Here is an 18,919-nt window from a genome sequence, read left to right as displayed (position 1 = left end):
TTTATGTTTTGGAAAGTTTTCAAATTAATGACTATGATCATTTTTTACAGGATGCCAAATTTTGAAGTTTGCACCCAGTAAATTAAAAAATAAAGAATATTCTCTTTTTAAGATTATATAATTGATAAAATAATAATAGGTCTAATAAATATGGGTAAACCTTCTTCTACTTCACATAGAATGCTCTTTTTAAATACCCTGGCATTCACCATTTGTTTCGCAGTTTGGATGTTTAACGGGGTTACCGTAACCTTTCTCGTAGATAATGGCGCTTATGACTGGAGTTCGGTTCAAATTGGATGGCTTCTGGGGATACCGGTACTTACTGGTTCGCTCTTTAGATTGCCCTTAGGAATAATGACCGATAAATTTGGCGGAAAATGGGTTTTTGGTGGCTTATTACTGGTTAGTGCAATTCCTATGTTTTTACTACAATATGTAGATTCTTTCCTAGGATTTGCCTTGTGTAGTTTTGGTTATGGTCTTACAGGGGCTGGTTTTGCCGTTGGTATTGCATATACTTCAGTTTGGTACGAAAAAGACTGGCAGGGCAGAGCGCTTGGTATTTTTGGTGCCGGAAATGCAGGAGCAGCATTAACCACATTATTTGCACCCACAATTCTTCAGAATTTAACCAACAACGGGGCAGATATGGAGCAATGGAGAATTCTTCCCGTGATCTATGCTGCCATTCTGGTTGTTATGGCAATTATTTTTGTGGTCTTTGCCAAAAATAAAAAACCGGAAACTCAGCGAACAATAAAAAAACTTATGCAGCCTCTTAAAAGTATTCGGGTTTGGCGTTTTGGCTTGTATTACTTCCTGGTTTTTGGGTGTTTTGTAGCATTTTCGCAATGGCTGGTGCCTTATTATGTAAACGTCTATTATCTCCCTTTAGTGACAGCCGGGATACTGGCAGCAGCCTTTAGTTTTCCTTCAGGAATTATTAGAGCGCTAGGCGGTTGGATGTCAGATAAATGGGGCGCCCGTAAAGTGATGTACTGGGTTTTAGGAACTTCTCTTGCAATTAGCTTTTTGCTGATTTTTCCCAAAATGGAAATTTACTCACCCGGAAACGGAATAATGGCCAAACAGGCCGGGGAGGTTACTGAAGTTTCGGAATCAAAAATTACCGTGGCCGGAATTAAGTATGATGTAATTCCTAAAAATGAGACAGATTTTGAAGAAGCCGAAGGTGCTTTTGTATTTCCGAAGAAAGAAACCTGGCAGGAGCCGGTGGTAGAAGAAGGGCAACAGGTAAAGAAAAAGGAATTACTGGCCAGCGGAGAAACCAAGATATTCTTTGAAGCCAATGTTTGGGTATTTACTTTCCTTGTTATCATTTTAGGAAGTATCTGGGGTGTAGGAAAAGCAGCAGTTTATAAACATATCCCTGAATATTTTCCAGATGAAGTAGGGGTCGTAGGAGGAATGGTTGGAGTACTGGGTGGTTTAGGTGGATTTGTGTGCCCTATTATCTTCGGATATTTATTAGACGGCTCGGGACTATGGACGAGCGCCTGGATGTTTACCCTTGTACTCTCGGTAATTTGTCTTTGGTGGATGCATAGAACTATTCAAAAAATGATGCATAAAGAACAGCCAAAACTGATGCGCCAAATTGAAGCTAAAAATGATAAAAAATAGACTAAACCCTGAATACTATGAATACTAACCTTGATGAGTGGAATGTTGAAGATCCCGATTTTTGGGAGAAAAAAGGTAAAAAAGTAGCCTATAGAAACCTGTGGCTTTCTATTCCGGCATTATTACTCTCGTTCGCGGTGTGGATGATGTGGAGTATTATTACTACCAAAATGAAAGAATTTAATTTTCATTTTGGAATGATTACTCCAGAAATGTCTGAAGCAATGGTAAAAGAACAACTGGCCGTAATCAATAATCTTTATTACACCTTACCGGCAATAGCCGGTCTCGCCGGCGCAACCCTTAGAATTCCTAATTCTTTTCTTATTGCACTGGGAGGAGGTCGTAACGTGGTGTTTACTACAACAACGCTTTTGTTGATACCTGCTTTTGGAGTGGGATATGCGCTTTCAGATCAAAGTACACCATACCTAACCTTTGCTATACTTGCTCTTTTATCGGGCTTTGGAGGAGGAAATTTTGCCTCTTCTATGAGTAATATTAGTTATTTCTTCCCGAAAAGAATCCAGGGAACTTCTCTTGGACTAAATGCAGGAATAGGAAATCTCGGCGTTGGGATTATGCAAAAAATGATTCCCTTTGTTATAGGAATCTTTCTTTTTTCTGCAGTTGGAAGTGGAGGGGAAGTTGTAGAAGACCAACCTCTTGCCGGTCTCCAAAATGCCGGGTGGATATGGATTCCTATTGTGATTGCTGCCGTAGCCGCATACTTTGGAATGAACAATGTTATTACCGGTACTCCTAAACTTCCCACTACTTTTCAGGGAATTGCAAAAACGCTTTTTATGGTGGGCATTGGCCTGGTGGCTGCCGCGGTAGGTTCTTATTTACTGGTAGGGCTTGAGATTAATATGTGGCTTGTGTTACCTGTGGTGGTAATACTTACACTGCTGCTCATGAAATATCTGAGTCCCGGCGATATTAAGCAGAGCCTTAACAAACAGTTTTCTATTCTTAACGATAAGCATAACTGGATCATGACTATTATATATACCATGACTTTTGGTTCTTTTATAGGATTTTCAGCTGCGTTTCCTAAACTTTGTCAGGATATCTTTGTGTATACAGATCCTGCCAATCCGCAGTATGTAAATCCAAATGCGCCCGATTTCCTTACCTGGGTTTTTATTGGTCCAATGCTGGGAGCAATTGTAAGACCTGTTGGCGGTTGGTTGTCTGATAAAATTAATAGTGGTTCCAGGGTAACAACCTATAGTACTTTGGTAACGGTTATCGCCACTTTGGCTGTAGCATATTTTGTAATTCAGGCCAGGGACAGTGCAACCCCAGAAGCTTACTGGTGGCCTTTTTTTACTTCTTTTATGGTATTATTTGTAACCACGGGAATAGGTAACGGCTCTACTTTTAGAAGTATACCTTACATTTTTAGTAAAGAAAAAGCCGGCCCGGTACTTGGTTGGACTTCAGCCATTGCAGCGTATGGTGCTTTTATAATTCCACAGGTATTTGGAGAACAAATTCAAATGGGAACACCAGAATTTGCTCTTTACGGATTTGGCGTGTATTATGTTATTTGCCTGGTACTTAACTGGTGGTATTATGACAGGGCTGGATCTGGAATTGAATGCTAATCATTTCAAAATTTCCTTAAGATATAAAACCTCTTCGGCCCACAGGTCGGGGAGGTTTTTTCAAATCCTTCAGTTTCAGTTATATCTTTATATGGGCTGGCTCTAAATAAGAAGTTAAAACAAAAACCTGATATATATCATATTTTGCTCTCCCAGTATTCCTCAATTTCGTCTTCCGAAAATCAAATAATTTCTAAAAATTTCACACTTTATTCTTAATAACTGAAAATCAAAATTGTAGAACCTGTAATAATTTAGACTGAGTTTAAATTATTTGGAATTAACGAAATATGCTTGAATAAAGCTTCTCAAAATCTATATATTTATAACACCCTCAATTTTAAGAATTGTTAAAGCCTACATACCTATGTTCAGACTTTTTAAAACCTTAAACCGGCTGGCCTTAATAAAAGCAACTATCGCAGCGGTACTTACCATTGCTTTGGTGCTAATTGGTTCAAGAAATCTTCAAAACTTTGACCCTGCATTAATTGCATATTTAATAGGTACTGTGTTTGCAATTTTTGGAATTGCTTACAGGTATTCAGTTTGGATTCAAAGGCCACCAACAAAACTTTACTGGCGCCGAAGTATGCAGTTTTTGTTTAGCAAATACTTTTTTCCATACTTATGGCGTTCAACAAAATTATTCTTTAGAAATATTCTTTTTCAAAGATTCATCGCCTACAGAAGCAGAACTCGATGGTTTGGGCATTTTATGTTGGCAACGGGTTGCTTATTAGCTTTTGCCATCACAGTTCCTTTAACTTTTGGCTGGATCCATTTTGTACTTAAACCCGGTGATGAAACTACCTATTACGCCTTATTATTCGGATTTGAAGCCGGTTCATTTAGTCTTGGCTCTCCGCTTGCATTTATTGCTTTTCACGGCCTGGTTTGGTGTTCGGTTTTGGTTACCATTGGTGCAATTATGATGATGAAGAGAAGATTTACCGATGGAGGATTAATCGCCACCCAAAGTTTTGAAAATGACTGGTTGCCCTTAATTCTTTTAATCGCTATTTCGGTTACCGGTTTGGGTATTTCTTACGATTATACCTTTTTAGAAGGGAAAACCTATCAATTTATGGCGGTAACCCACGCGATTACCGTTGTACTATTCCTGGTATGGTTGCCTTTCGGTAAATTTTTTCATATCTACCAGCGTTTGGCGCAACTAGGAGCAAATCTTTATAAAACCGAAGGTAAACGGAGAGGTATGGCCACCTGCCCTCATACCGGAAAAGAGTTTGCCACCCAAACTCATATAGACGATCTTAAAAATGTATCTAAAGAGCTTGGTTTTAATTATGACAAGGAAGGTGGAAGAAATCATATGGACCTTAGTCCGGAAGGTAAACGTTCAGCTTTAGCTACAGCGCATTTAAAAGCGAGAAAGGAAGGCGGAAAATTATTCGGTTAAAAAACAGAAAAAGAAAAAGAAAATGGCAAAACTTCCCGTTTCAGTAGATAAAATTATAGAAAAGCACGGCCCGCATAAGGCCTACGCTCCCAAAACAGGATTCCAGGGGAATAAGGAACCAGATAAGTTAGTGAAAACTCATTGCTGTTATTGCGGTATGCAATGCGGAATAAAATTAAAAGTAAAGGACAATAAAATTGCCGGTTTTGAGCCCTGGGAAGAATTTCCTTTTAATGAGGGGCGCTTATGCCCAAAAGGGGTTATGCGTTATATGCAGAACAACCATCCAGACAGGCTTATGGATCCTGTAGAAAGGGTGGAAGGAAAAGGGTTTAAACCTGTAGACTGGGAGCATGCCATGGGCAGAACCGTTAATGAAATAAAAAGAATACAGGAGAAATACGGCAAAGATGCTTTTGCGATGCTCTCTGGGGTGTCGCTTACCAATGAAAAAAGTTATATGATTGGCAAGTTTGCCAGGGTAGCTTTAAAAACAGCCAATCTTGATTATAACGGCCGCCTCTGTATGGTAAGCGCCGGGGGCGGAAACAAGAAAGCTTTTGGACTTGACAGGACTTCCAATAGTTGGGCAGATCTTAAACATGCCGAAGTAATTCTTATTGCCGGGGCAAACGTAAGTGAAACTTTCCCAACCTTAACGCATTATATATGGCAGGCCAGGGATAATGGCGCCAAACTTATTGTGGTAGATCCAAGAATGATTCCGCTTGCAAGAACTGCAGACCTTCATTTACCGGTAAGGCCGGGAGGTGATTCAGCACTTTTTGGAGCTATTTTAAAAATTATGGTAGATAACGACTGGTTAGACCATGACTTTATCGATAACCATACCACCGGTTTCCAGGATACGATTGATGCTGTAAAAGATTATGACCTGGACTGGGCTGAAGAGCACACCGGAATTTCTAAAGATTTAATTTACCAGGCCGCTGAAATGTGGGGAAAAGCAAATACCAGCTTCCTTTTACACGCCCGTGGTATTGAGCACCATACCAAGGGAGTAGAGAATGTTTTAAGCTGTATCAATATAGTATTGGCTTCTGGAAGAATTGGAAGACCATACTGCGGTTACGGAACCATCACCGGCCAGGGTAACGGGCAGGGTGGTAGAGAACACGGGCATAAATGTGATCAATTGCCCGGTAACCGGGACATTACAAATCCCGAACACCGTAAATATATTTCAGAAGTTTGGGGTATAGATGAAAAAGATATGCCGGGTAAAGGTTTATCTGCTTACGAACAAATTGAAGCAATTCATCGTGGAGAAATTAAGGGGATGATCTCTATTTGTTTTAATCCTTTAGTTTCACTTCCAAATAACAATTTTGTACGCGAAGCCCTGGAAAAACTCGAATTCTATGTTTGTATAGATACTTTTCTGAGTGAAACAGCTCGTCACGCCGATATTGTGATGGCTGGATCCCTGCACGAAGAAGAAGAAGGAACAGTAACTACTGCTGAAGGGCGGGTTGTGAAAATTAATGAAGCTATTACTCCGCCTAAAAACACAAGAAGGGACGGGGAAATTATTATGGAATTAGCAGCCCGGCTGGGAGAAAAGGATAAATTCAATTTTGCTACCAGTGAGGATATTTTCAACGAATTAAGAGTGGCTTCAAAAGGGGGTACAGCCGATTATTACGGAATAACTTATCAAAAAGTGGTGGACAATATGGGAATATTCTGGCCTTGTAAAACTTTAGATGACCCGGGAACTCCAAGGTTGTGGGAAGATAAGAAGTTTGCAACCGCAGATCAAAAAGCTCATTTTAATCCTGTAAGTTATCGTCCGGCTTCAGAAATGCCAAATAAAGAATTCCCGGTAGTATTAACTACGGGTAGGGTAGTTTCCCAATATTTAAGCGGTTCTTCTACAAGAAGAATTGGAAAGTTAATAGATCAATACCCTGAACCATTGCTGGAAATACATCCAAAACTTGCTTTTCAGTATGGAATAGAAAATCACGATCTAATCAAAGTGAAAACCAGAAGAGGTGAAGCAGAATTCCCGGCACACGTGGTAGAAACCATTAGAGAAGATACGGTATTTATCCCTTATCACTGGGGAGGAAAACATTCAGCCAACCAACTAACTATAGATAATTTAGACCCGGTTTCTAAGATTCCTGAATTTAAGGTTTGCGCCTGCCAGTTGGAAAAAACCGGGCAAAAAGGATCACAACATCTTACTGATACTGCATACCAAAGTTCATTGTAGGAGAAATAAGAGATAAGAATCAACAGAAAAGAGGAGAGAGTGGAAATTTGAAAATACAGAAGCAGCCGTCCCGGATAGCATTTTATAATGTTCGTGGCTAGTAATTTTAATTCAAATTAGAAAACATAAAACAGAGAAAGAAATTAAAAACTTAACCTTTAAAACAAACAATTATGCCGGAAACAAATTATGATCAGGAAATGGCCTTTTTCGTAGACATGCAACGTTGTATTGGTTGTCATGCCTGTGAAATGGCTTGTGCTGAATGTGAAACGAATGGCCAGGAAAGTATGATTCACGTGAATTATGTAGATAGGGAGAAAAGCCCGCAAACTACCGTACAGGTTTGTATGCATTGTGAAGATCCTACCTGTGCAAATGTTTGTCCGGCAGATGCCATACATCAGGACGAGTTTGGAGTTGTACACTCTGCAAACACTTCAAGATGTATAGGTTGTTCAAACTGCGTTCTTGCCTGCCCGTTTGGAGTTCCAAAGAAAATGGAAGAAGCCGAACTTATGATGAAATGTAATATGTGTTACGACAGGACCAGTGCGGGTAAAAAGCCAATGTGTGCTACCGTATGCCCAAGTCAGGCGCTTTTCTTTGGTACTAAAGAAGAAATAGAAAGAATGAGGCCAGACAGCGAGCCTGTAAATTCTTTCCTTTTTGGACAGCAGGAAGTAAATACAAAAGTAAATGTGATGATGCCTAAGGGTACACATCAGTTAATTATCCCATAACTTAAAATACTATGGCAAAGGAAGATTCAAATTCTGAAAGGGAACCAAGTTGGAAAAGTGATTTCCCTATAGAAACCAGGCGTGGTACGCACGTAAGTAGAAGGGAATTTGCAAAATTTCTCGGTTTATTATCAGGCGCTTTTGCCTTAAGCAATGGTTTTATTGTAATTAAGGCAATGGCTTTTCCGGCAGAAAAGCTGGAAGGGGAACATTTTGTAGTTAATGAAGATGAAGTTGGAGTAGGTGAAATGTTTCAGTTTGAAATTCATGGAGCCAAAAAAATTCCTTATATTCTCATTCACTTAAAAGAAAACGAATGGCGTGCTTTTGAACAAAAATGTACCCACCTTACCTGTGCGGTAAGATATCGTAAAGACGAGAATAAAATAGAATGTCCCTGCCATAACGGTTGGTTTAGTGCAGATACCGGTGAGGTATTGCAAGGGCCACCTCCAAGACCATTACCTCAATTAGAAGTGGTGGTAAAAGAAGGGAAAGTATATGTAAAAGAAGAAAATGAGGATCAAAATATATTGTAATGAGTGATTTTAGAACATCGCAAAACGAAGCACATCCCAATAAGACTAATACCATTATGACCGGTATTATTCTATTGCAAATCCTGTTTGTAAGTATACAAATATGGTTTTTATTTGGTGCGCTTAATAATGCATTAGAAGGTAATTTGTTCTTTGCAATTACTACGTTTGTAGGATCGCTATTAATGGCCTTAGCTTCTTTTTGGGTACTGCGGTATTTACCCGAACCCTTAAAAAAGAAACCAAACAATAAACCCCGAGTGGATGTTAGTAGACAACCATAAAAGAATACATGATTATTTAAGAATTTCGCTTACAGATAGCTGCAATTTTCGTTGCCAGTATTGTATGCCCGATGAGAACATACAATGCTTACCAAATAAACATCTCATGCAGGTTGATGAGATTGAAAAAATTGCAACCAAATTTGTAAACCTGGGAGTTAATAAAATAAGGCTCACAGGAGGAGAACCTCTTGTGCGAAAAGAATTCAGGGAAATTTTATCCCGGCTCTCCAAACTTCCGGTAGAAATAAGCCTTACCACCAACGCTGTACTTGTACATAAGTTTATAGACGACTTTAAAGCTGCCGGAATACGCGCGGTAAATGTTAGCCTTGACACTTTAAATGCCGAAACTTTTAAAAGGATCACTAAGAGAGATCAGTTTGATTTGGTATGGCGAAATATTCAATTATTGCTGAAGGAAGGGTTTAGGGTTAAGATTAATGCGGTCGCGATTGAAGGGGTAATTGAAAAAGAAATCCTGGATTTTGTTGAAATAACCAGGGATTTGCCTTTACACGTTCGCATGATAGAATTTATGCCTTTTGAAGGAAATCACTGGAATAGTAAAAAAGTGATTACAGCAACTCAAATGCTACAATGGGCAGAAGCCGAATATGATATGGTGAAGTTGAAAGACAAACCCCACGCCACAGCTAAAAAGTATAAGGCTATTGGTCACGAAGGTACTTTTGCTTTTATCACTACTATGACCGAGCATTTTTGCGGCGATTGTAACCGTATGCGAATTACAGCCGATGGAAAAATGAAGAATTGCCTCTTTGGTAAAGATGAAATGGATCTATTGGGCACCCTCCGAAAAGGCAAAGATATTGAGCCACTCATTAGGTTATCGGTTTTAAAGAAACATGCAGTGATGGGAGGCCAGTTTAATAAATCGTATAAAGACACCGAGACCACTCAACTGGAGAATCGAAGTATGATTAGAATTGGCGGATGATATCAGTAAAACAGGCTAAAACAATTCTTTCTGAAAATTCAGAAAAAGGACAAATTATAGAAAAAAGCCTTGGTGAATGCCTGGGCTTAATACTTGCTGAAGATATTTACTCTCCCATTGATGTTCCTTCCTTTGATAATTCAGCAATGGACGGCTATGCGATGAATTTTGAGGAAACTAACCGAAACTGGGAAGTTACAAATATAATTCAGGCAGGAGATACTTCAGAAATAAATATTGCACCAGGTAAAGCTGCTCGTATTTTTACGGGTGCAAAAATTCCTAAAGGAACCAATACTGTAATTCCACAGGAATTGATAGAAACAATTGAAGAAGGGAAAATCTCTTATAGTGGAGATAAAATCTCTACCGGTAGCAATGTGAGGCTAAAAGGTTCGCAATCTAAAAAGAACTCTCTAATCCTTGAAAAAGGCCAGGTTATAGGTGCGGGTCAAATAGGCTTACTCGCCTCGGTAGGGGTTGCACAGGTTAAGGTTTTTTCTCCTCCAAAAGTTGGTTTTATTGTTACAGGGAACGAATTGAAAGAACCCGGGACACCTTTAAAAGAAGGAGAAATTTATAATTCTAACGGGCCTATGCTTGAAGCACTTTTAAAAGAAAGTGGTGTAAGGAAAATTAAGAGTTACAAAGCCGAGGATGATAAAGATAGCCTTCAAAAAATTATCGACTTAGCACTTTCTGAAAATGATATTCTTCTTTTAAGTGGCGGGATTTCAGTGGGAGATTACGATTTTGTAAAAGAGTGCTTAAATACCGCTAAGGTTAAAGAACTTTTTTATAAGATAAAACAGCGCCCCGGAAAGCCAATGTTTGCAGGAAAAAAAGATAAAAAATTAATTTTTGCCTTACCGGGAAATCCGGCTTCGGTTCACAGTTGTTTTATTCAATATGTTAGACCGAGCATTAATTTTTGGCTGGGAAAAACCGCCATATGGGAAGCAGATCACAACCTGGAAATTTCTGAAGACATCCCGAAAAAAACTGGATTTACTCACTTTATGAAGGGCAAAAAAAATGGCGACAAAGTAGAACTTTTAAAAGGTCAGCAATCTTTTAATCTGCAAGCTTTTGCTACGGCAGAATGTCTATTAGAATTACCCGCAGAAAATTCGGTAGTGACCGCAGGAACAAAAGTAAAAGTTTACGACCTTTAAGATTATTTATAAGTTTTGATAAATGCAAAGCGAATTTCTACCATATTTGTTTGTGCTGTTACCGGTAGCAGCTTTTTTTTATTCTTCGGTAGGACATGGTGGGGCCAGCAGTTATCTTATGATTCTCGCCCTTGCCGGTTTTGCACCTGAAGAAATTAGGCCAACCGCCCTTTTGCTCAACATGGCAGTTTCCTTTATTGCTTTTATGAACCATCGCAGATCTTGTGAATTTCCTAACAACCTGTTTTTACAGCTTGTAGTTTTTTCAGTCCCTGCCGCTTTCATAGGCGGATTGGTAGTGGTGGAATCCTCGATTTATAAAAATATTCTGGGTGTACTTTTACTGTTTCCGGTATTGAATTTTCTGGGTGTTTTTCCGAAGAATGATAAAACAATTCTGAGAGATAAAATATGGATGCCTCCATTTATTGGGATTCTTATAGGTTTCTTTTCCGGACTTATAGGAATTGGCGGGGGAATTCTCCTTTCGCCACTATTGCTTATGTTGGGATGGACTAATATAAGGCAGACGGCAGCATTAAGTGCCTTATTCATTTTTGTGAATTCGGTGGCCGGTTACCTGGGAACCACAGGCTTTAATCTAATAGATAACAAATCGCTCTGGATCCTTATTCCGCCAGCTGTGCTTGGGGGAATTTTGGGTAGTTATTTTGGCGCTTTAAGATTCAATGTAAAACTGGTAAAACACCTTTTGACATTTGTTCTGGCCGGCGCAGCACTTAAATTAATCTTTTTCTGAAAAATTATTTAAACATAGAAGCATTTGTACTCGCCGGTGGCAAAAGCAGCCGAATGGGCCGGGATAAAGGCCTGGTTTCTCTAAATAAAGAACCAATGATAGCCCACGTGCTACGTGAATTGAAACTTTTGAAAATCCCCACAAAAATAATCGCTAATAATTCGGCTTATAAAAAGTTTAAATTACCGGTTTATAATGATGTTATTGTTGATAAAGGACCAATGGGAGGTTTACTAACAGCGATGGAAAATACCCGGGCAGAAATGGTGTTACTTATTGCCTGTGATATGCCTTTTATAACTGCGGAAGCCATTGAAAAGTTATTAAATAATGCCGAAAAGGAACAGATAATTGCCTCAATATCTAATCAGAAAATAAACCCGTTGTTTAGTGTATATCCCGTAATTTTAAAGGAAAAAATTAAGAAAAGTATCACTGAAGGAGAACTAAAAATGACCGATTTCATTCTGAAAAATCAACACGTTTTGTTACCTTTCGAGGACGAGAAATCGGGTAAGATATTTAATAATATCAATACTGAGACAGAACGAAAAGAAGCAGAAAAGAAATGGAAGGATTAACGGTGAAAGCTTTTGGAATGATTGCTGAAAAGTTGCCTGAGCAGGAATTTGAATTTCCAAAGAAAAAGGATACTGAAGAATTATTGAATAGCCTTTATAATGAATATCCAGACTTGAAAGAACTGGATTTTTCCCTGGCAGTAAATCAGCAGCTTATTCAGCAAAATACTTCGCTTGAAGGAAATGAGGAAATTGCACTTTTACCACCATTTTCTGGAGGATGAGTAGATTTTCGCGCCAAACCATATTACCAGATTTTGGTAAAGAAGGCCAGGAAAAACTCTCCCGGGCCCGCGTTCTTGTAGTTGGAGCCGGTGGCTTAGGGTGTCCTGTTTTATTACATCTGGCGGCGGCCGGAGTTGGAACTATTGGTATCGTAGATGGCGATGTAATAAGTGAGTCTAATCTTAATAGACAAACCCTTTTTGGACATCAGCATACCGGCAAACCTAAAGCAGCTATTGCTGCCGAAATTCTAAAACAAAAATACCCCGATTTAAATTTTGAAGTTTTTTCAGACTTTTTAAACACCAATAATGCCCTGGAAATTATTTCTTCATTTGACGTTATAGTAGACGGGACCGATAATTTTGGAACCCGCTATCTTGTAAACGATGCCTGCGTTTTACTAAATAAACCATTGGTAATGGGCGCTATTTATAAATATGAGGGCCAATTAATGATTTTTAATTTTGGAGATGTTGCTTTAAATTACCGGGATATTTATCCCAATCCGCCCGGTGAAAATCAAATTCCCAACTGTGCTGAAACCGGGGTTTTAGGAGTTCTTCCGGGAATTATTGGCACCTTACAGGCATCAGAAGTAATAAAAATTTTATCGGAAGTGGGAAAAGTACTTTCAGGAAAAATACTTTTTTTTAATCTTAAAAATACTTCATTTTATGAGGTGGCCATTCAGCATAATCCCAAAGGCAGAGAAAATTTACCGAAATCTGAAAAGTATTTTAAGAACAGAAACTATAATATCAACTGCGGAATCGCAGAGGGTATAAACTGGGAAAAAGCCCTGGACTGGACGCGTAATATGAATAATAGTATACTTTTGGATATCAGGGAACCCGGAGAAAAACCATTTTTTGAGAAAGAATATTTAAGTAAAAAACCGATGGGAGAAATAAGGAATAATCCTGAATCGCTATCAGCTTATGAAAATATTCTTTTGTTTTGTGCATCGGGACAACGCAGCTCCCAACTTGCAAAAGAATTAAAACAGCAATTTCCCGAAAAGAAAATATTTTCAGTAGAAGGAGGTATTTTAGACCCTGCTTCACCTTTAAATTCTAATGAATATGACACGTAAACCTAAAAATATTTTTGTAGACGGAGCTATCTCTTCAGAAAAGATAGCTAAGTCTATTCAAAATCACAGTAGCAAAACCAATATTGGCGCACATTCTATTTTTTTGGGGCAGGTACGGGCCGATGAAAAAGATGGCAGTGTAGTGAGAGCTATTGAGTATACTGCTTATGAAGAAATGGCGCTTCAAAAAGCATTTGAAATAAGAGAAGCTATTTTTGAAAAATATAATTTAACCTGTATGCATATTTATCACAGCCTGGGCGAAGTGAAAACAGGCGAAATATGCCTCTTTGTATTTACCTCTTCTAAACATAGAAAAATGGCAATAGATGCTTGCGAAGAATTGGTAGAACGAATTAAAAATGAGTTACCTGTTTGGGGAAAAGAGTTGCTGAAAAACAGCGATGAAAACTGGAAAGTGAATACTTAAATACTGAAAAGGAAAAATGGTAAATATTACTCATAAAAGCAACACCTTACGTAAAGCAATAGCACAAGCGGTAGTTAAGGTAAGTAGCGCTGATACGATTAAAGCCGTAGAAGAAAAAACTGTCCCAAAAGGTGATGTGTTTGAAATGGCAAAAACAGCTGGCCTTTTTGCTGCAAAACGCACCAGCGATATGATTCCCGATTGCCATCCTTTACCGGTTGAGTATACAAATATTACTTACCATATTGAAAACCTTGAGATTTATATTAATGTTGAAGTACATACCATTTATAAAACCGGAGTGGAAGTGGAAGCTATGCACGCAGCTTCTGTGGTAGCCCTTACGATGTACGATATGCTAAAGCCTATTGATAAAGGAATAAGTATTGAAAAAATTAAGCTACTGGAGAAAAAAGGTGGAAAAACAGATTACCGAAAGGTAGTAGAGGAAAATCAGATATCAGCTACGGTTATTGTGTGTTCCGATTCTATATCGGCGGGAGAAAAGCATGATAAGGCCGGCAAGGTGATTATGAAAAAGCTTGAAGCTTACCAGGTTGCTGTAGAAGATTACCAGATTATTCCAGATGAAAAGGAAACAATTCAAAACCTTGTAAGAGAAAAATGCGCGAAAAAAGTGAGCCTGGTGATATTAACCGGCGGCACCGGCCTGTCTCCGCGCGATGTCACCCCGGAAGCTATTCAGCCAATGTTGGAACGTCCTATTCCAGGTATTGAGGAAGCTATAAGAGCCTACGGGCAGGATAGAACACCTTACTCAATGTTATCACGCTCGGTGTCGGGATTAATTGGAAACACCCTTGTGCTTGCCCTTCCGGGGTCCACCAAGGGTGCTGAAGAATCTATGGATGCAGTTTTCCCGGCAATTATGCATATTTTTAGGGTGATGGCTGCTTTTAAACACGATTAGGATTAAATATAAAATCTTATCTCAGTTTAAATATTTCCTTTCATAATTTCCGAAAATATTTCGAAAGATCTTAGCCGGTCTGCATGATCGTAAATATGCGAAACTGCCATAATTTCGTTAACACCGGTTTCTTTTAAAAATGCTTCGGTTTTGGCTTTAATCGTTTTGGCATCACCAATAAAGGCATATTGGAGCATACGCTGAAAGCCTGGATGTGCAAGAATGTCCCTATGCTCATTCGTAAATTCTACCGGAGGTTGCATATAATCAATATTTCCGCTCATTACGCCCAGCATCATTTTTATTAGAGAAGTAGAGATTTTTTCCGCTTTAGCGGTAGTATCAGCAGCAATTATGTTTACGCCGGCAATGGTATAAGGTTTTTCCAAAAATTTGGAAGGCTTAAAATTATTGTGATATATACTAAGTGCCTGGTGCAATTGTGCGGGTGCAAAATGACTGGCGAAAACATAGGGTAAACCTTGCTCTGCGGCCAGGTGGGCACTATCTGTACTGGAACCTAAAATGTAAATTGGCACTTCCACACCTTCAGCTACTGCGGCTCTAACTTGTTCCTTTGCATTTTCTAGCGAAAAATATTTCTGAATTTCTTTTACTTCTTCCGGAAATTTAAAAACCGATTTCATGCGGTCAGACCTAATGGCTTGTGCGGTAACCTGATCGGTGCCCGGAGCTCTTCCCAGTCCCAGGTCTATTCGGTTGGGATAAAGTGTGCCCAGAGTTCCAAATTGCTCGGCCACGATTAACGGCGAATGGTTTGGAAGCATAATTCCGCCAGAACCAACTTTAATTGTTTTTGTTCCGCCAGCAATATGCCCTATTAGCACCGATGTTGCTGAACTGGCAATACTCACCATATTATGATGCTCTGCCAACCAAAACCTGGTGTAGCTCATTTTTTCGGCATTTTTGGCTAAATCAAGACTTTGATCAAAAGTTTCTTTTACGCTGGAATCTTTAGCTACCGTAGCTAATTCAAGAATAGAATAGGGGATATCGCTTATATTTAAAGACATATTGGTTTTTCTTTTTGTGCTTAAAGGTAGCCGAAATGTCGTAAGATTCCTTACAGAATCCACGGGAACAATTGGTATTTAATTGCAAAAAAAATTATAATATTAATAGAAAGTTAAGGTAAAAATGAGGAAATTTTGCAAAACCTTTATAGCGAAAAGGTTTTCGTGTCAACTTTTATGATACTAAACCCTGATAATTTAGATATATTAACAAAATAGAGTTAAACTACCTATAAAAAATTTTCCTACAGGAACATTCCGCATAATTTAGCCATATAAAACTTACAAAAACTAACACCTATGGCATCTTATTTAAATACCAACGAAATTAGAGTTTCACTGCAGCAATTAGTGAAACAATATGTAGAGGAATGCGAAACCTGTCAGGAATTACCAGATGAGTTTATAAGCTTAATTAAACACAATTTCCTGGCTAAATATGTTTATTACAATAAACAGAAAAAACAAATTGAAATTGGGATAGACGAATCTGAATCTCCCGACACTTATCCTGAAATTAAGGTTTATAAAATTCCGGTAAATAAAGCAGGTAAATGGTTAGATAAATCCTTTAGAAATCAGCAAAGCGATTTAGAATTCTACGGAAAACTATTAAACCGAAATGAAATTTTTAACTCATCTGAGGTTGTATTGATGAGTAGGTAAAACGCTTTTATCAAATATAGAATAACCGCCTAAATAGTCTTATTTTCTTCAACCTGAATTAATTTCAGAATGACGGATTAAAAACTATTTAGGCGATTTTTTATTTTTACTGTTATGAATATAGAAATTTCAAGAATTTACGAGAATAAAGAAGCTTCAGATAATATTAGGATTTTGGTAGATAGGCTATGGCCACGCGGAATTTCTAAAGAAGAAGCACATTTGGATTACTGGTATAAACAATGGGCTCCCGGTGATGATTTACGAAAGAAATTTCACGAAAATAAAATTTCCTGGGATGAATTCAGCAAAAACTATAAAAGCGAATTAAAGGAAAATAAGAGTCAGATTTTAAGTGATTTAGAAGAAGTAGACCAAAGAAAAACGCTGGTCCTTTTGTACGGCTCTAAAGATAAATCACAAAATCACGCAATTTTGCTAAAAGAGTTTTTAGAAGATCTTTAGGCTTCAGCTTTTTGTGCCAAATCTTCCATAATCATTTTGGCGTGCACCCTTGAGTTTTCTATAAACCATTTGTGGGTTTCTACACCTCCGCAAATTACCCCGGCTAGATAAATTCCCTTCACGTTGGTCTCCATAGTTTCGTTGTCATACTGCGGAATTTTCCTTCCGTCATTAGACAATTTAATCCCCATTTTTTTTAGAAATTCAAAGTTTGGGCGATATCCTGTGAGCATCAACACAAAATCGTTTTCCAGGGTTTGTTCACCTTCGGGAGTTTCAATAACCACTTCGGTCTCTCGTATTTCTTTTAAATTAGCATTGAAAAGTGCTTTAATGCCTCCTTCTTTAATTCGGTTATCAATATCGGGGCGCACCCAGTATTTCACCCTTCTGCCAATTTCTTCCTTTCTAACAATCATGGTTACTTCTCCGCCTTTTCTATAAATTTCTAAAGCAGCATCTACAGCAGAATTACTGGCACCCACTACAATAGTTTTCTGGGTTGCATAATAATGAGGATCCCCATAATAATGAGCCACTTTTGGTAGGTCTTCCCCGGGGATATTTAGGTAATTCGGGATATCATAAAACCCTGTGGCCACCACTACATTTTTAGCGGTGTAGTTGTTTTTTGTGGTAGTAATATTATGAAAATTGTTTTTAGATTCTACTCCGGTAACTTTTTCAAATAAATTGATGTTAATTTTATTTGAAGTTGCTATCCTTCTATAATATTCCAAAGCTTCAGCTTTTCTGGGCTTGGGATTATTGCTAATAAATGGAATACCATTCAACTCCAGTTTTTCTGAAGTGGAAAAGAAAGTCATATTGGTAGGGTAGTGATACAAAGAATTAACCAGGCAGCCTTTTTCCAGGATGAGGTAGGAAAGGTTTTTCTTTTCGGCTTCCAGGGCGCAGGCAATACCAATTGGGCCACCGCCAATAATTATAACATCGTAAGTATTCTTAGGAGTTTGCAAGTTGTCTTAAGTCTTTTATGGTTTCCAGTTGGTCTTCAGCTTTAAAAACATAGCTCCCGGCAACCAAAACATCGGCACCGGCTTTTATGAGTTGAGAAGCATTTTCATTAGTTACCCCACCATCAATTTCAATTAAAGTAGAAGCATTATGGGTTACAATAAGCTCCTTTAAACGCTGAATTTTATGATAGGTGTTCTCAATAAAGCTTTGCCCGCCAAAACCTGGGTTTACACTCATTATACATACTATGTCGATATCCTGAATCACATCTTTCAATAAATCTACGCTTGTATGCGGATTTATAGCTACTCCCGCTTGCATACCTTCAGCTTTTATGGCCTGTAGCGTTCGGTGTAAATGCGTGCAGGCTTCATAATGTACCGTAAGATTATCGGCTCCCAGTTTCGCAAATTCCTTGATGTACCTATCGGGATCTATAATCATAAGATGAACATCAATAGTTTTTTCGGCGTGCTTGGTAATAGCCTGCAGTACGGGCATTCCGTAAGAAATATTCGGTACAAAAACGCCATCCATAATATCTATATGAAACCAGTCGGCTTCACTTTTATTCACCATTTCAATATCTCGCTGAAGGTTACCAAAATCGGCAGCAAGAATAGATGGGGCAATAAGTTTTGTTGTCATAAGTGTTGTGCTGTAAGTGTGCACACAAAAATAACAAGATTATACTTATTTGATGCCTTCTGTAAATTTATTTAAGATGTACTTTACTGAACTTTGAATAGAAGGATTCAACAAACTAATTTGCGCAAGATAAGTTTCAAAATTTTCGTCGTTATACCTGTCATCTAAAGAAATAAAATCTGCTTCGTAACCATCAAACTGAATATTTGGAATTTCCTTCTGGAAAATTGTTATAACATTATGATGGCGTTCATCAGCTTTTATTCTATCAAACAAATCTTTTAAAAGTTGTTCTTCCCCTTCAAGAACCTGGAAAAAATTTCCCTGTGAATATAAAAGAATACCGGTGATATTGTGATTATTATTCCAGTTTTTACTAAAATCTAAAGCTTCCTGAATTTCAGTTTCTGAAAGTGCCGGGTTAGCGGTACTCACATAACTTATTGCGTAGCGCATAATTATTTAAGAGTTG

Annotated in this window: 21 protein-coding genes; 17 read left to right on the top strand and 4 right to left on the bottom strand. The window is 38.3% G+C overall.

What is annotated here, in order from left to right:
* The first annotated feature begins 150 nt into the window (after nucleotides 1-150).
* From AO058_RS00295 to moaCB, 15 genes are all read left to right on the top strand, one after another.
* A complete protein-coding gene (locus AO058_RS00295; protein ID WP_075324702.1) occupies nucleotides 151-1,647 on the top strand; it encodes an MFS transporter in 1,497 nt (498 codons plus the stop codon).
* Nucleotides 1,648-1,664: 17 nt separating this feature from the next.
* Nucleotides 1,665-3,260: a nitrate/nitrite transporter gene (locus AO058_RS00290; RefSeq protein ID WP_075324701.1), complete on the top strand. Its 1,596-nt coding sequence runs from the start codon at nucleotides 1,665-1,667 to the stop codon at nucleotides 3,258-3,260.
* 367 nt (nucleotides 3,261-3,627) lie between these two features.
* Nucleotides 3,628-4,683 carry an MFS transporter gene (locus tag AO058_RS00285; RefSeq protein WP_075324700.1) on the top strand — a complete coding sequence of 352 codons (1,056 nt, stop codon included), beginning with the start codon at nucleotides 3,628-3,630 and terminating at the stop codon, nucleotides 4,681-4,683.
* Nucleotides 4,684-4,705: 22 nt separating this feature from the next.
* A complete protein-coding gene (locus AO058_RS00280) occupies nucleotides 4,706-6,925 on the top strand; it encodes a molybdopterin oxidoreductase family protein (RefSeq protein ID WP_075324699.1) in 2,220 nt (739 codons plus the stop codon).
* 173 nt (nucleotides 6,926-7,098) lie between these two features.
* Nucleotides 7,099-7,668 carry a 4Fe-4S dicluster domain-containing protein gene (locus tag AO058_RS00275; RefSeq protein WP_075324698.1) on the top strand — a complete coding sequence of 190 codons (570 nt, stop codon included), beginning with the start codon at nucleotides 7,099-7,101 and terminating at the stop codon, nucleotides 7,666-7,668.
* 11 nt (nucleotides 7,669-7,679) lie between these two features.
* A complete protein-coding gene (locus tag AO058_RS00270) occupies nucleotides 7,680-8,207 on the top strand; it encodes a QcrA and Rieske domain-containing protein (protein WP_075324697.1) in 528 nt (175 codons plus the stop codon).
* Complete coding sequence (locus AO058_RS00265; protein ID WP_075324696.1) at nucleotides 8,207-8,491, top strand: DUF6755 family protein; 285 nt, start codon at nucleotides 8,207-8,209, stop codon at nucleotides 8,489-8,491. The genes AO058_RS00270 and AO058_RS00265 overlap by 1 nt, the downstream gene beginning before the upstream one ends.
* Nucleotides 8,472-9,452 (top strand): GTP 3',8-cyclase MoaA, encoded by a 981-nt coding sequence (moaA, locus tag AO058_RS00260; protein WP_075324695.1) that lies wholly within the window; start codon nucleotides 8,472-8,474, stop codon nucleotides 9,450-9,452. Before AO058_RS00265 ends, moaA begins: the two co-directional genes overlap by 20 nt.
* Complete coding sequence (locus tag AO058_RS00255) at nucleotides 9,449-10,627, top strand: molybdopterin molybdotransferase MoeA (RefSeq protein ID WP_075324694.1); 1,179 nt, start codon at nucleotides 9,449-9,451, stop codon at nucleotides 10,625-10,627. The genes moaA and AO058_RS00255 overlap by 4 nt, the downstream gene beginning before the upstream one ends.
* A 22-nt stretch (nucleotides 10,628-10,649) precedes the next feature.
* Nucleotides 10,650-11,387: a sulfite exporter TauE/SafE family protein gene (locus AO058_RS00250; RefSeq protein ID WP_075324693.1), complete on the top strand. Its 738-nt coding sequence runs from the start codon at nucleotides 10,650-10,652 to the stop codon at nucleotides 11,385-11,387.
* Between the two features lie 53 nt (nucleotides 11,388-11,440).
* Nucleotides 11,441-11,968: a molybdenum cofactor guanylyltransferase gene (locus tag AO058_RS00245; RefSeq protein ID WP_075324692.1), complete on the top strand. Its 528-nt coding sequence runs from the start codon at nucleotides 11,441-11,443 to the stop codon at nucleotides 11,966-11,968.
* Nucleotides 11,956-12,192, top strand: coding sequence for a MoaD/ThiS family protein (locus tag AO058_RS00240; RefSeq protein WP_075324691.1), 237 nt, complete (start codon nucleotides 11,956-11,958; stop codon nucleotides 12,190-12,192). The genes AO058_RS00245 and AO058_RS00240 overlap by 13 nt, the downstream gene beginning before the upstream one ends.
* A complete protein-coding gene (locus AO058_RS00235; protein WP_075324690.1) occupies nucleotides 12,189-13,289 on the top strand; it encodes a HesA/MoeB/ThiF family protein in 1,101 nt (366 codons plus the stop codon). The genes AO058_RS00240 and AO058_RS00235 overlap by 4 nt, the downstream gene beginning before the upstream one ends.
* A complete protein-coding gene (locus tag AO058_RS00230; RefSeq protein WP_075327830.1) occupies nucleotides 13,279-13,719 on the top strand; it encodes a molybdenum cofactor biosynthesis protein MoaE in 441 nt (146 codons plus the stop codon). The genes AO058_RS00235 and AO058_RS00230 overlap by 11 nt, the downstream gene beginning before the upstream one ends.
* 16 nt (nucleotides 13,720-13,735) lie before the next feature.
* A complete protein-coding gene (gene moaCB, locus AO058_RS00225) occupies nucleotides 13,736-14,650 on the top strand; it encodes a bifunctional molybdenum cofactor biosynthesis protein MoaC/MoaB (RefSeq protein WP_075324689.1) in 915 nt (304 codons plus the stop codon).
* A gap of 26 nt (nucleotides 14,651-14,676) precedes the next feature.
* Here the strand turns inward: moaCB and AO058_RS00220 are convergent, their stop codons facing one another.
* Complete coding sequence (locus AO058_RS00220; RefSeq protein WP_075324688.1) at nucleotides 14,677-15,687, bottom strand: LLM class flavin-dependent oxidoreductase; 1,011 nt, start codon at nucleotides 15,685-15,687, stop codon at nucleotides 14,677-14,679.
* Between the two features lie 300 nt (nucleotides 15,688-15,987).
* Here AO058_RS00220 and AO058_RS00215 point away from each other — a divergent pair, with 300 nt between their 5' ends.
* Together AO058_RS00215 and AO058_RS00210 are read left to right on the top strand one after the other, a co-directional pair.
* On the top strand, nucleotides 15,988-16,353 hold the full coding sequence (locus AO058_RS00215) for a hypothetical protein (protein ID WP_075324687.1): 366 nt from the start codon (nucleotides 15,988-15,990) through the stop codon (nucleotides 16,351-16,353).
* 114 nt (nucleotides 16,354-16,467) lie between these two features.
* Nucleotides 16,468-16,818 (top strand): DUF488 domain-containing protein, encoded by a 351-nt coding sequence (locus AO058_RS00210; RefSeq protein ID WP_075324686.1) that lies wholly within the window; start codon nucleotides 16,468-16,470, stop codon nucleotides 16,816-16,818.
* Here AO058_RS00210 and AO058_RS00205 read toward each other — a convergent pair.
* The 3 genes from AO058_RS00205 to AO058_RS00195 are packed head-to-tail and all read right to left on the bottom strand — an operon-like array spanning nucleotide 16,815 to nucleotide 18,903.
* A complete protein-coding gene (locus tag AO058_RS00205; protein WP_075324685.1) occupies nucleotides 16,815-17,798 on the bottom strand; it encodes a YpdA family putative bacillithiol disulfide reductase in 984 nt (327 codons plus the stop codon). The two genes, AO058_RS00210 and AO058_RS00205, sit on opposite strands and share 4 nt — an antisense overlap.
* Entirely contained in the window at nucleotides 17,785-18,447 is a 663-nt protein-coding gene (gene rpe / locus AO058_RS00200) for a ribulose-phosphate 3-epimerase (RefSeq protein ID WP_075324684.1), read from the bottom strand. The genes AO058_RS00205 and rpe overlap by 14 nt, the downstream gene beginning before the upstream one ends.
* A gap of 45 nt (nucleotides 18,448-18,492) precedes the next feature.
* Complete coding sequence (locus tag AO058_RS00195) at nucleotides 18,493-18,903, bottom strand: BLUF domain-containing protein (protein WP_075324683.1); 411 nt, start codon at nucleotides 18,901-18,903, stop codon at nucleotides 18,493-18,495.
* Nucleotides 18,904-18,919: the final 16 nt, after the last annotated feature.

This window comes from Salegentibacter sp. T436 (assembly GCF_001932675.1).
In the GTDB taxonomy this organism is placed as follows: Bacteria; Bacteroidota; Bacteroidia; order Flavobacteriales; family Flavobacteriaceae; genus Salegentibacter; species Salegentibacter agarivorans.
Note: the sequence above shows the minus strand (reverse complement) of the source record. Positions and strands in the feature narration are given on the sequence as shown.

Coding starts and splice junctions, on each gene's coding strand:
- AO058_RS00295 (WP_075324702.1), top strand. CDS start 151: ATGGGTAAACCTTCTTCTACTTCACATAGAATGCTCTTTTTAAATACC.
- AO058_RS00230 (WP_075327830.1), top strand. CDS start 13,279: ATGACACGTAAACCTAAAAATATTTTTGTAGACGGAGCTATCTCTTCA.
- AO058_RS00210 (WP_075324686.1), top strand. CDS start 16,468: ATGAATATAGAAATTTCAAGAATTTACGAGAATAAAGAAGCTTCAGAT.
- AO058_RS00240 (WP_075324691.1), top strand. CDS start 11,956: ATGGAAGGATTAACGGTGAAAGCTTTTGGAATGATTGCTGAAAAGTTG.
- AO058_RS00250 (WP_075324693.1), top strand. CDS start 10,650: ATGCAAAGCGAATTTCTACCATATTTGTTTGTGCTGTTACCGGTAGCA.
- AO058_RS00270 (WP_075324697.1), top strand. CDS start 7,680: ATGGCAAAGGAAGATTCAAATTCTGAAAGGGAACCAAGTTGGAAAAGT.
- AO058_RS00235 (WP_075324690.1), top strand. CDS start 12,189: ATGAGTAGATTTTCGCGCCAAACCATATTACCAGATTTTGGTAAAGAA.
- rpe (WP_075324684.1), bottom strand. CDS start 18,447: ATGACAACAAAACTTATTGCCCCATCTATTCTTGCTGCCGATTTTGGT.
- AO058_RS00285 (WP_075324700.1), top strand. CDS start 3,628: ATGTTCAGACTTTTTAAAACCTTAAACCGGCTGGCCTTAATAAAAGCA.
- AO058_RS00220 (WP_075324688.1), bottom strand. CDS start 15,687: ATGTCTTTAAATATAAGCGATATCCCCTATTCTATTCTTGAATTAGCT.
- AO058_RS00280 (WP_075324699.1), top strand. CDS start 4,706: ATGGCAAAACTTCCCGTTTCAGTAGATAAAATTATAGAAAAGCACGGC.
- AO058_RS00195 (WP_075324683.1), bottom strand. CDS start 18,903: ATGCGCTACGCAATAAGTTATGTGAGTACCGCTAACCCGGCACTTTCA.
- AO058_RS00275 (WP_075324698.1), top strand. CDS start 7,099: ATGCCGGAAACAAATTATGATCAGGAAATGGCCTTTTTCGTAGACATG.
- AO058_RS00245 (WP_075324692.1), top strand. CDS start 11,441: ATGGGCCGGGATAAAGGCCTGGTTTCTCTAAATAAAGAACCAATGATA.
- AO058_RS00265 (WP_075324696.1), top strand. CDS start 8,207: ATGAGTGATTTTAGAACATCGCAAAACGAAGCACATCCCAATAAGACT.
- AO058_RS00255 (WP_075324694.1), top strand. CDS start 9,449: ATGATATCAGTAAAACAGGCTAAAACAATTCTTTCTGAAAATTCAGAA.
- AO058_RS00290 (WP_075324701.1), top strand. CDS start 1,665: ATGAATACTAACCTTGATGAGTGGAATGTTGAAGATCCCGATTTTTGG.
- moaCB (WP_075324689.1), top strand. CDS start 13,736: ATGGTAAATATTACTCATAAAAGCAACACCTTACGTAAAGCAATAGCA.
- moaA (WP_075324695.1), top strand. CDS start 8,472: ATGTTAGTAGACAACCATAAAAGAATACATGATTATTTAAGAATTTCG.
- AO058_RS00215 (WP_075324687.1), top strand. CDS start 15,988: ATGGCATCTTATTTAAATACCAACGAAATTAGAGTTTCACTGCAGCAA.